At 50.8% G+C, this 11,315-nt stretch carries 10 protein-coding genes; 5 read left to right on the top strand and 5 right to left on the bottom strand.

The genetic code is table 11. The features are described from left to right. Window positions 1-14: 14 nt before the first annotated feature. A complete protein-coding gene (manA, locus tag IB222_RS12285) occupies window positions 15-1,190 on the bottom strand; it encodes a mannose-6-phosphate isomerase (protein WP_126956320.1) in 1,176 nt (391 codons plus the stop codon). Between the two features lie 262 nt (window positions 1,191-1,452). Between manA and fumB the strand changes: the two genes are divergently transcribed. Continuing rightward, a complete protein-coding gene (fumB, locus tag IB222_RS12280) occupies window positions 1,453-3,099 on the top strand; it encodes a class I fumarate hydratase (RefSeq protein ID WP_003832822.1) in 1,647 nt (548 codons plus the stop codon). A 141-nt stretch (window positions 3,100-3,240) separates the two neighbouring features. Next, window positions 3,241-4,644, top strand: a complete 1,404-nt coding sequence (gene fumC, locus IB222_RS12275) for a class II fumarate hydratase (protein ID WP_003832824.1) — start codon at window positions 3,241-3,243, stop codon at window positions 4,642-4,644. On the opposite strand, the gene tus is transcribed toward fumC, so the two are convergent. From tus to IB222_RS12260, 3 genes are all read right to left on the bottom strand, one after another. Next, window positions 4,641-5,570, bottom strand: a complete 930-nt coding sequence (tus, locus tag IB222_RS12270) for a DNA replication terminus site-binding protein (protein WP_148362010.1) — start codon at window positions 5,568-5,570, stop codon at window positions 4,641-4,643. The two genes, fumC and tus, sit on opposite strands and share 4 nt — an antisense overlap. A gap of 73 nt (window positions 5,571-5,643) precedes the next feature. Continuing rightward, window positions 5,644-6,945, bottom strand: a complete 1,302-nt coding sequence (gene rstB / locus IB222_RS12265) for a two-component system sensor histidine kinase RstB (RefSeq protein WP_003832829.1) — start codon at window positions 6,943-6,945, stop codon at window positions 5,644-5,646. Between the two features lie 230 nt (window positions 6,946-7,175). Further along, complete coding sequence (locus IB222_RS12260) at window positions 7,176-7,694, bottom strand: hypothetical protein (RefSeq protein WP_148362009.1); 519 nt, start codon at window positions 7,692-7,694, stop codon at window positions 7,176-7,178. Window positions 7,695-7,928: 234 nt separating this feature from the next. Here IB222_RS12260 and IB222_RS12255 point away from each other — a divergent pair, with 234 nt between their 5' ends. Next, complete coding sequence (locus IB222_RS12255; protein ID WP_032934568.1) at window positions 7,929-8,273, top strand: DUF1294 domain-containing protein; 345 nt, start codon at window positions 7,929-7,931, stop codon at window positions 8,271-8,273. Between the two features lie 26 nt (window positions 8,274-8,299). Here IB222_RS12255 and IB222_RS12250 read toward each other — a convergent pair whose 3' ends face one another. Continuing rightward, window positions 8,300-9,091, bottom strand: a complete 792-nt coding sequence (locus IB222_RS12250; RefSeq protein WP_148362008.1) for an MBL fold metallo-hydrolase — start codon at window positions 9,089-9,091, stop codon at window positions 8,300-8,302. A gap of 189 nt (window positions 9,092-9,280) precedes the next feature. Here IB222_RS12250 and IB222_RS12245 point away from each other — a divergent pair, with 189 nt between their 5' ends. Together IB222_RS12245 and IB222_RS12240 are read left to right on the top strand one after the other, a co-directional pair. Beyond that, window positions 9,281-10,123 carry an aminoglycoside phosphotransferase family protein gene (locus IB222_RS12245; RefSeq protein WP_148362007.1) on the top strand — a complete coding sequence of 281 codons (843 nt, stop codon included), beginning with the start codon at window positions 9,281-9,283 and terminating at the stop codon, window positions 10,121-10,123. Window positions 10,124-10,243: 120 nt separating this feature from the next. Continuing rightward, window positions 10,244-11,272, top strand: coding sequence for a HoxN/HupN/NixA family nickel/cobalt transporter (locus tag IB222_RS12240; protein WP_149280911.1), 1,029 nt, complete (start codon window positions 10,244-10,246; stop codon window positions 11,270-11,272). Window positions 11,273-11,315 lie beyond the last annotated feature (43 nt).

Raw genomic sequence — 11,315 nt, 5'->3', positions numbered from 1 at the left:
ATATCAGTATCTTGCTATAGCTTGTTATAAACCCGTGCTAAACGACCTGCGCCACTGATGTAAACCGGCGATTCATTCGCGCCAATAAAGGCCGATTCACCCGGTAGCAGCACCAGGCGTTGCTCACCTTTGCTCAATACAGCTTCACCCTCTATGCAGAACAAAATGGCTGCACTTTGCTGGCTGATATCTGCGCCATTGGTAGTAAGGTCATGCAGGGAGAACGCAAAATCGTCAACCGGGATTGGGAAGTCCAGTTCACCATCAGATTCAACCGGCGTGGTCAGTAACTGGTTTGCTGGCTTGGCGACAAACTTCACGTTGGCGACCAGTTCCGGGATATCAATATATTTTGGCGTCAGTCCGGCACGCAGCACGTTGTCCGAGTTAGCCATCACCTCAAGCGCCACACCTTGCAGGTAAGCGTGCGGGGTTTCGGCAAATAAGAACATAGCCTCGCCTGGATTGAGTTTCACCACATTGAGCAGCAGCGGGGAGAAGAGCCCACTGTCGTTCGGGTAGACGTCGGCGATCAGACGGATGGTTTGCCAGGGTTCTCCCTGCTGGCTGTTCAGCGCTGATTTCAGGATCGCCAACGCATGGGATTTCTCCTCATCCTGCATATTCAGCAAGCTGGCGAAAAGATAGCTCAGACGTTCCGCACTCGGCTCTTCCAGGAAATGCGCAATAGCCGGATGTGCGGCGGAAACGGGTTGTAACAATGCAACAATTTCAGAGAACTCGCGGAATGCGTTCATCGCCAGAAAAGGCGTCAAAGCAAATACCAGTTCTGGTTTGTGATTAGGATCTTTGTAGTTGCGCTCGGCCGCATCCATCGGGATCCCTGCGGCGTTTTCTTTGGCAAATCCAATTTCAGAGTTGTGCTTGTTAGGATGAACCTGAATCGAAAGCGGTTGAGCAGCGCAGAGCACTTTAAACAGGAAGGGCAGTTCACCAAAACGTTGGGCAACGGCATCGCCCAGCAGTGCGGATTTATCGTGCTCGATAACGTCGCGCAGAGCAACCGTCTGACCGTCAGCGCCGAGAACCTGCGAACTGCTTTTCGGATGCGCCCCCATCCACAGCTCAGCCATCGGTTGCTGAGTGGGGTTGGCAATGCCATAGAGTTCCGTTAACGCCGTTTTACTTCCCCAGGCGTAGTTCTGCACTGAGTTGATGAGTTTTTGCATTATCAAGCCCTGTTTCAATGTTGAATTTTCTACGGCTATTAAACCAAGAAACCCTGAGCGAAGTAACCTGCACATGTAAAAAGTCGTACTTGTCTCAGTTTTTGTTAAAAAAATGTGTAGGATATGGTGACTCGCTTTTAATACCCTGAGTAATTCCGGTTGCAGAAAGCTCTTCCTTCTACAACCGGATCTGCGGCAGGGAAGCAGGGCAATGGAACATCTGCCCAGAGAATAACCAGACCGAGCAGTAAGTGAGAGCACAATGTCAAACAAACCCTTTCATTATCAGCATCCTTTCCCCCTCAAAAAGGATGATACCGAATACTATCTGCTGACCAGCGACTATGTCTCTGTTGCCGAATTTGAAGGGCAGGAGATTGTTAAAGTTGCACCGCAAGCCTTAACCCTGTTGGCTCGTCAGGCCTTTCATGATGCGTCGTTTATGCTGCGTCCCGCACATCAACAGCAGGTAGCCGATATTCTTCGCGACCCGGAGGCCAGTGAAAACGACAAGTATGTGGCTCTGCAATTCCTGCGTAACTCTGACATCGCGGCAAAAGGCATTTTGCCGACCTGTCAGGACACCGGAACTGCGATTATCGTGGGTAAAAAAGGTCAGCGCGTCTGGACCGGTGGGGGCGATGAGGAGGCGCTGGCACGAGGCGTCTATAACACCTACATCGAAGACAACCTGCGCTATTCACAAAACGCAGCGCTGGATATGTATAAAGAGGTGAACACCGGTACCAACCTGCCAGCACAAATCGATTTATATACCGTCGACGGCGATGAATACAAATTCCTGTGTATTGCCAAAGGTGGTGGTTCGGCGAACAAAACCTATCTGTACCAGGAAACCAAAGCGCTGCTAACGCCGGGCAAATTAAAAAATTACCTGGTTGAGAAAATGCGTACGTTGGGCACTGCGGCTTGTCCGCCGTATCACATCGCGTTCGTAATCGGTGGAACATCGGCAGAAGCCACGCTGAAAACGGTCAAACTGGCTTCTGCAAAATACTACGACGAACTGCCGACAGAAGGTAACGAACATGGTCAGGCATTCCGCGATGTAGAGCTGGAAAAGGAGCTGCTGATTGAGGCGCAGAATTTGGGACTGGGCGCGCAGTTTGGCGGGAAGTATTTCGCGCATGATATCCGCGTGATCCGCCTGCCGCGTCACGGCGCGTCATGTCCGGTTGGTATGGGTGTTTCTTGCTCAGCCGATCGAAATATCAAAGCCAAGATCAACCGTGAAGGTATCTGGATCGAAAAACTGGAACATAATCCTGGCAAATTTATACCGGAAGAGCTGCGCCAGGCGGGAGAGGGCGAAGCGGTACGCGTTGACCTCAATCGTCCGATGAAAGAGATCCTGGCTCAGCTTTCCCAGTATCCGGTTTCCACGCGACTGTCGCTCAACGGTACAATTATCGTTGGCCGTGATATTGCGCATGCGAAACTGAAAGAACGTCTGGATAACGGCGAAAGTTTGCCGCAGTATGTTAAAGATCACCCGATCTATTACGCAGGTCCGGCAAAAACGCCGGAAGGCTATGCTTCGGGTTCGCTGGGGCCAACCACGGCCGGGCGTATGGACTCGTATGTTGACCAGCTTCAGGCTGCTGGTGGAAGCATGATCATGCTGGCGAAAGGCAACCGCAGCCAGCAGGTGACCGATGCCTGCCATAAGCATGGCGGCTTCTATTTAGGCAGTATTGGCGGCCCCGCCGCGGTGCTGGCCCAGGGCAGTATCAAGAGTCTGGAGTGCGTGGAATACCCGGAACTCGGGATGGAAGCCATCTGGAAAATTGAAGTGGAAGATTTCCCGGCGTTTATCCTGGTGGATGACAAAGGCAACGATTTCTTCAAGCAAATTCAGACGTCGCAGTGCGCACGCTGCGTTAAGTAACGTCAGCCGCCCTTCGGGGCGGTTTTTTTTACCGCACGAACCACCAAACGACAGCTTTATCCTCGTTAATACTCATAAGACCAATGCAAATGGGCAATGTCGAAACATAACCTAATCAACTGTTAATGTAAGGAGCAGGTAATGGTAACGGTACGCCGCGAGAATGATTCAATGGGGGCGATTGATGTTCCTGCCGATAAGCTTTGGGGCGCGCAAACCCAACGTTCACTGGAGCATTTTCGTATCTCAACGGAGAAAATGCCGGTCTCGCTGATCCATGCGCTGGCGCTGACGAAACGCGCCGCGGCAAAGGTTAACCAGGATCTGGGGCTGCTGGCGGAGGATAAAGCCAGGGCTATTATGCAGGCTGCAGATGAAGTGTTGGCAGATAAACACCGCGATGAGTTTCCGCTGGCCATCTGGCAAACTGGGTCCGGCACGCAAAGCAATATGAACATGAACGAGGTGCTGGCAAACCGGGCCAGCGAGTTGCTGGGCGGTGAGCGGGGAATGGAGCGGAAAGTACACCCCAACGATGATGTCAATAAAAGCCAAAGCTCGAACGATGTCTTCCCGACGGCAATGCACGTTGCCGCACTGCTGGCGCTGCGTAAATCTTTGATCCCACAATTAAATGTGTTGACCAAAACGCTCAGTGATAAGTCCCACGCTTTCGCCGATATCGTTAAAATTGGTCGTACACATCTGCAAGATGCAACTCCACTTACGCTTGGCCAGGAGATTTCCGGCTGGGTAGCAATGCTTGAACATAACCTCAGACACATTGAAAACAGTTTACCGCATGTGGCAGAACTGGCGTTGGGGGGAACCGCGGTAGGTACAGGACTGAACACTCATCCCGAATACGCCCGCCGGGTCGCGGATGAACTGCGAGTCATTACCTGCGCGCCGTTCGTTACCGCTCCGAATAAATTTGAAGCGCTGGCCACCTGCGATGCGCTGGTTCATGCCCACGGAGCGCTAAAAGGGCTGGCAGCATCACTGATGAAAATCGCCAACGATGTACGCTGGCTGGCATCTGGCCCGCGCTGTGGTATTGGCGAAATTTCAATTCCGGAAAACGAACCGGGCAGCTCGATCATGCCGGGTAAAGTCAATCCTACCCAGTGTGAAGCGCTGACTATGCTTTGCTGCCAGGTGATGGGCAACGATGTCGCCATCAATATGGGCGGGGCGTCAGGTAACTTTGAGCTCAACGTCTATCGACCGATGGTCATCCACAACTTCCTGCAGTCGGTACGCCTGCTGGCGGACGGTATGGAAAGCTTCAATGAACATTGTGCGACGGGAATCGAGCCCAACCGTGAACGAATAGATCAACTGCTCAATGAGTCGCTGATGCTGGTGACCGCGCTCAACACCCATATCGGTTACGATAAAGCGGCTGAAATTGCCAAAAAAGCGCATAAAGAAGGGCTGACGCTAAAAGCCTCCGCTCTGGCGCTGGGATATCTAACCGAAGCGGAGTTCGACAGTTGGGTACGTCCGGAGTTGATGGTTGGCAGCATGCGGCCAGGCAGTTAATCCGCAACGTACAGGTGCAGCCGGGGAATAATCAATCTCAACGGCTGCGCCTGAGGTTTAAAACGATGTTGAACGTTATCGGCATCGTAATTCAGTAACTCGCCGATATCCGGTACGGTCATTCCGTTGTCGTTGTTAAGCAGAGCAATCAGAGGCGTCGGGCAGGCATATTGCACCTGTTTTTGCTCTCCTTTGTACCAGACGCGGGCAATAGGCTGCACTTTTACCGGCCTTTTAATTTTCAGGCGGGCCTGCTGCGGTAAGGCGGCGATATCCTGATATTCGCGTTCAAGCTTCTGCTGCCATTCTTCACGAGTCCAGGGATGTACGCTGCGCGGTGACGTCAGGCTTTTTTCCAGTTGCTGCAGCACTTCATCGCGTTTCAGGTTTTTTATGATGTGCTTATTAGCCCAGCCGAATCGCAGGGTGGCAGGATCTCTGACAACGGTGAGAGTGCGATAGGCATTCAGTGTAATCAGCCCCGGCAGGTGGCGATGCACCCATTCGAAACGTGCTGCCGGCGCCAGCCCTGATTCAACTGTAACAATGCGCTCGAAGGTGGTTTTCAACTGGTTTATACGCTGGATTTGTTCTTCCAGAGCACATTGCGCTGCATTATCAACCTGGTAGCACAATACACCCGGTAGGCGGACGGCCGCTTTGCTGCTGCGGTTTTCGGACTGCTGCTGAATAAACAGGTGACGGTAATGACGCAATGCCAGCGCTTCAGCCTCTTTGCCTAAGTGCTGCTTAACATCAATGTTTTGCAGAGGGGCATGCTCTGCCTCTTTGACCACTTCCGGTAACGAGAATACGCGGGCAATAAGCAGCGTCTGCTGCAACAGGTTTTCGTTCAGAAGCGCCAGTTCTTGTTCCATCTGGCGAAAGGTGCCGTTCAGGCGGTCAACGAGATCGTAACGGGCCATAGGTTTACCATTTTAGTTACAACATACTTTTTTATAACACAACATCCATCGCCTGACCACCGAGCAGAATAGGTCAGGCAGCTGAAATTTCAGGAATGTTATGCCAGACGGGCCAACGGAAAGTAAAACGGGCACCGCCAAGTTCACTTTCACCACAGACGACCGTCCCTCCCATAGCCAACGCTATTGAGTGGACGATGGCTAACCCAAGCCCACAACCCCCGGTCGCCCGATCACGGCTGGGATCAAGGCGTACAAACGGTTCAAAAACCTGTTCGCGTGCGTCTGGTGCAATACCGGGACCGTCGTCTTCCACTACCAGCGTGGCTTGATTGCCGCTCAGCAGCAGACTGGCTTGCACTGTAGACTGGCAATAGCGTAGGGCATTGTTCAGCAAATTATCCAGGACCCGCTCCATCAGGCGCATATCCAACGCGCCGTAGTCGCCAGTTTCGAGATGACGTAATTGCACCACACGGTCAGGATTCACGCTTTGCACATCCTCCAGATGGGTGGTTAACCAAGCAGGTAGGTCCGGTACGCTGAGTTTCAGTTCATTTTGCGGGCGATCCAAGCGGGCGTAGGTCAGTAACTCTTCGATCAACGCTTCCAGTTGGCCGATATCACGATTCAGAGCCTGAGATTCCTGCTCGGTGAGGTTATCACTCATTTCCAGCCGGTAACGTAAACGTACCAGCGGGGTACGAAGCTCATGGGCAATACCATCGATGAGCTGTTTTTTACTGGCGATCAGCGCATTGATATTGTCGGCCATTTGATTAAACGCTACGCCCAGGCGCTCAAAGCTGGAACCACTGTCAAAATGAAGGCGTTCACTCAGATGTCCTTCACCAAAACGTTGTGCGGCGGATTCGAGTCTGAGCATTTCCTGCCAGTGCGGGCGCATCCAGATCAGTACCGGGAAGGCCAGTGAGATAGCAATAAACGCCATCAGCGCGATGTCCAGCAAGCGCATTTGATGAAGAAAATAGAGATAAGGAACCGGGCCGACGGCTAGCACGTAATGGCTGCGAGGAATGCGTTGAATAAAGGTGTATTGATCGTCAAGTGCCACAATATCGCCTTCGCGCAAACGCTGCATGGTTGGGGCATCCAGTGTGTACTTATTTAGCGGTTCAACGCGAAGGTCAAATGAGAGGTTTAAATCCATCTCCTTCAGCGTCTTACCCCAGTCGCGTGGCGGGATTTCGCGTAGTTCACTGCGCATCAGGTACAACGAGCTTTTCATCAAATCGTCGAGCGACTGTCTGCCTGCGCGTTCTGCGGTGAATTTGTATACCAGACCGACCAACAGGGTCATCACCAAAAAGCAGACAAACAGCAGGAGGTAAAACTGCACAAACAGTTTCTTCATAAAAAATCACCGAACGCTCAATAAGTTAGCGAGTGCACGTGTCCCTCAGGGGAAAAGTGGGCACAGCAGTATCCGCCGATGCGTGGGTTCAGAAAGGTTCTCCGATCACCATCCGGCGTGCTTGTCCACGCAGAGTACACTGTATATCTCTTTTCTGCATTCTTATGGCCCCTACGGGCGCAGAATGACCTTTCGCTGGATCACGCATTGCTTTCTATGCTGTAAGTTAATCAAAATCGGGATGGGGTTGTTCTGGCGTACGTCACGACCGCACCTAAAAGGTTACTTCGTTTCTCAACGTAGATGGTGTTGTTATATTCGTAGTTACCTTCGGGATAGCAAATTCTGATATTAGTCCCAAGGTCTGGATCGTCAACATCAGCCCCCGAACAGCTTTTCGAACTTCCTGTAGCATAGACGTATGTGGTGGTATAGGACGAGGGGACACCCGGAATGAACCAGGTTATCGCCATAACCATGATCACTGAAAACAGCACCATGGCAATGCTGATACCACCAAATAATTTTAGATAAGTTTGGAAGGGACTTTTTTTCATTATCCCATTACCTACCAGAAATAAGGTAATTAACAATGACACTGCCAGAGAAATAAGCATGAGGTATTTGGATGTGAGCGGGTAGAGAAATGTCGCTCTGTATATCGTTACCCTCCACCAATAAAAGAGAAAAATTGCGCCGAGAGATGAGACGGTAACAATAAACAAATATGGATATGAGTATTTTCTCATCCTTGTGACTCCAGAACAATTTCTCCATTTGGGTTTAATAAATTACCATTTGTTTTGAATAATGAAAACGGCTCTCTTGTTTGAATTGTTAGGTACGCCGCAGACCAGAGAATTTGCGCTATCTTTGGGGATATAGGCATAATAATAAAAGGGATATTCTCACCCGTGGCAGGGATGACTGACCTTGCGTATAATGCGTGTCGATACTTCCTGAAAAGCGCTGTGACTGAAAATATGAATCTCAATCGCTGTTGTTATTCGCTACTCATTTTCGCAGCGGTCGGCTGCATTTTCACCGCTTATCCTCTTGTTATATGGTTTCTACTCGCCAACGTTTTGACGCTGCTGTTATACGGCGTGGACAAAATGGCGGCACGTAAGGACTGGCGCAGAGTGCCGGAATCCACATTGCTGGTGTTTGGCGTTGTGGGCGGGTGGGGCGGCGCGATAGCGGGTCAACAAATCTTTCGCCATAAAACACAAAAGCAGCCTTTCAAAACCTACTTCATTATCAGTGTGATAGTGAGTATTTCTGTGATGGGCGTGATTTATAAGTTCTATCCATTTTTACCTTCCTGAGCATGGTTGGTGAATAAACTGCCGGTTTATTTGAGGCAGGAAATATATTTTTCACCTGAACGGCGCACAATTTCATCGGCATTTTGCGTAATATTTTTTCCTTCAAATGCGCCGTAAAGTTGCTTAAATTTCACTGTTCTCAGGCGTTGGATGATGTCGCTGACGGTGGCGGCTGGCAACGGTAGCATATTGGGGTAGCTCCACATAAATGAGACTGCATGGGCACCTGGTGTAACTTGAACGATGTCGCCAGAAAGCACGACGCCTTCGTCACGCGCCCAGTGCAGGACGCAGCCGCCAGCAAAGTGCCCGCCGAGACGTATCACCTTGACGTCACGGGTTAACTCAATGGTGTCGCCATCCCAGAATCTAATCCACGGGCTGTCGCGCATTACCCACCTTCTGTCGCTGGCATGAAGGTAAATCGGCGCGTTAAATTCCGCAGCCCAGTCCTGCATGGTGGTGTAGTAATGAGGATGCGAAATCGCGATAGCCTTAAGGCCGCCAAGGGACGTTATTAGCGTTTTTGTGGCATCGTCGAGCGTGGCAATGCAGTCCCACAGAATATTTCCTTCTGGGGTGCGCACAAGAAACGCGCGCTGATCAATTGCAAAATCAGGAACGGTGCGGATGCTGAGGAGAGTACTGTCGTGTTGCTTCCACTTATTTGTATGTGATGCACACAGGGTGCCAAAATCGATCCATTTCTGCCCGCTTGTGGGGACATATTGACGTTCATCCAGGCAGATATCGCAATGTTCCGGATGGGCGCCAGCTACCTCATAGGATGTTCCACAGGTTTTGCATAACGTGATCATCGTGTCCTCCTCATATACCGAACACAGTCAGCATGGCACACAGATACACAAGGATGTGCCTGTTAGTGCTCTACCCGATAAGTCAGTGATGATGGAAGTGGGGGTTGTGGCTCAACCAAAAGAAAACAGGAATAATGCCGACACGGATCTTGTTGATTACCATCTTCCAGAGAAAAATGAGGATATTGTTTGGAAAATCGTCTGTTCAACACCTGGCTCAACCGTTGGGGGCTCACTCCAGATGGTGAACCGTTTGAAACGCACACATCGCAGCTTTTGCCTGTGGTGGTGGTCAAGGACGGGCAGAAAGCCATACTAAAGATCACCGGCGATGACAGTGAACGGATCGGCTGTGAACTCATGGTCTGGTGGAACGGAAATGGCGCAGCGAAAGTACTTGCTCATGCAGCAGGGGCGATTCTGCTGGAACGTGCGACAGGGACAGAGTCTTTAGCGGACATGTCCTGGACTGGCAACGATGCGCAGGCCTGTCGCATTATTTGCCATGCTGCCAGTAGACTCCATCACACCCGAAATGCGTCTACGCCTGCGTTAACACCTCTGCACCATTGGTTTCGCGATCTGGCTCCTGCCGCGAAAAAGCATGGCGGTATCCTGACGCGTTGTGCTGCGGTGGCAAACGTACTGCTATCTTCACCCCATGATGAAGTCGTATTACATGGCGATCTACACCACGGCAATATTCTTGATTTTGGAACGAGAGGATGGCTGGCTATCGATCCCAAAGGACTGCTGGGCGAGCGTGGCTTTGATTACGCCAATATTTTTACTAACCCCGATCTTGCCGAGCCCACCAGACCTGTCGCCATTGAGCCGGAAAGATTCACGCAACGAGTCAACATTGTGTCTGAAATCGCCAGAATTGAACGGCAGCGTTTACTGATGTGGATTGTTGCTTGGTGCGGGTTGTCGTCCGTCTGGTTTCTGCAAGAGGGCGACAGCGCAACGGTACCTCTGCGTATTGCGGAGCTAGCGATGGCGGAACTTGCTTCAGGTGGTAATCAACTTTGATCTACGACACTGGGTTAGTAATTCTTAAGAGTTATCATTAGCCTGATAAACGTTATATTAATTAATCAGTGAACGGTGGTGTGGTGTGTTGTTTAGCTCAAATGTAATCGGCGGGAAACAATGAACGCATTGTTTTCATTATTTAAAAAACGCCCGAATATTGTTTTGTTGATGGTCTTACTCATCGGGGCAAACATTGTGGCGTGGCTATGGGCTTTCACCGCGTTTGGCAACAACACGTCATTACTGGCACTGAGTCTGATTGCGTGGTGCTATGGTTTGCGCCATGCCGTAGATGCCGATCATATCGCCGCGATAGACAGCGCTACGCGTAAACTTATGCAGCAGAAAAAACGCGCCCTGACGACGGGAGCCTGGTTTTCTTTGGGGCACTCCACCATTGTGGTACTGGCAAGCATTGGCATTGCACTGACCACCAGCGTGTTTAAGCAACATATGGCATGGTTTCAGAATGTCGGCGGTCTGATAGGAACTACGGTCTCTGCCGTATTTTTGCTGATTCTGGCTACCATTAATCTCATTATTTTCTGCCAGGTCTGGAAGGCATTCCGCCATCTTAAACGCACCGGTGCTTACGATGGCGCCACGGAAGATATTACGGTTTCAGGCCCTCTAAACTGGCTTTTCCGCTCAGCGTTTCGGCTGGTAGGTAAAGACTGGCATATGTATTTTGTCGGTTTTCTGTTTGGTCTGGGTTTTGATACCGCCACTGAAATTTCTTTGCTGGGAATTTCTGCTTCAAGCGCGTCCAGTGGCATGTCGGTTTGGTCAATTCTCGTGTTCCCGGCGCTGTTTACCTGCGGTATGGCGTTAATTGATTGTCTCGACAGTATTCTGATGGTTGAGGCCTACGGCTGGGCGTTCAATAAGCCGCAACGCAAGCTCTATTACAATATGACCATTACCGGGACTTCCGTGATTGTTGCTCTATTTATTGGCGGGCTGGAGGCGCTGGGACTTCTCTCTGACGCGTTTTCGCTCCAGGGTGGTTTGTGGGATACCGTCAGCAATTTGAGTGACCATATGGGGAATGTCGGGTTTGCGATTATTGGCGTCTTTATCGGCTGCTGGATTATCTCCGCCGTAAACTACCGTTGGAAAAAATACGACGGACTGACGTTTAGTTGACACAAAAGAAAGCCTTCCAGGAACAGGAAGGCTTTGATCTTTT

The organism is Citrobacter sp. C13, assembly GCF_014596815.2.
Taxonomy (GTDB): Bacteria; Pseudomonadota; Gammaproteobacteria; order Enterobacterales; family Enterobacteriaceae; genus Citrobacter; species Citrobacter portucalensis.
Note: the sequence above shows the minus strand (reverse complement) of the source record. Positions and strands in the feature narration are given on the sequence as shown.

Coding starts and splice junctions, on each gene's coding strand:
- IB222_RS12240 (WP_149280911.1), top strand. CDS start 10,244: ATGAACGCATTGTTTTCATTATTTAAAAAACGCCCGAATATTGTTTTG.
- rstB (WP_003832829.1), bottom strand. CDS start 6,945: ATGAAGAAACTGTTTGTGCAGTTTTACCTCCTGCTGTTTGTCTGCTTT.
- manA (WP_126956320.1), bottom strand. CDS start 1,190: ATGCAAAAACTCATCAACTCAGTGCAGAACTACGCCTGGGGAAGTAAA.
- fumB (WP_003832822.1), top strand. CDS start 1,453: ATGTCAAACAAACCCTTTCATTATCAGCATCCTTTCCCCCTCAAAAAG.
- IB222_RS12255 (WP_032934568.1), top strand. CDS start 7,929: ATGAATCTCAATCGCTGTTGTTATTCGCTACTCATTTTCGCAGCGGTC.
- IB222_RS12250 (WP_148362008.1), bottom strand. CDS start 9,091: ATGATCACGTTATGCAAAACCTGTGGAACATCCTATGAGGTAGCTGGC.
- fumC (WP_003832824.1), top strand. CDS start 3,241: ATGGTAACGGTACGCCGCGAGAATGATTCAATGGGGGCGATTGATGTT.
- IB222_RS12260 (WP_148362009.1), bottom strand. CDS start 7,694: ATGAGAAAATACTCATATCCATATTTGTTTATTGTTACCGTCTCATCT.
- tus (WP_148362010.1), bottom strand. CDS start 5,570: ATGGCCCGTTACGATCTCGTTGACCGCCTGAACGGCACCTTTCGCCAG.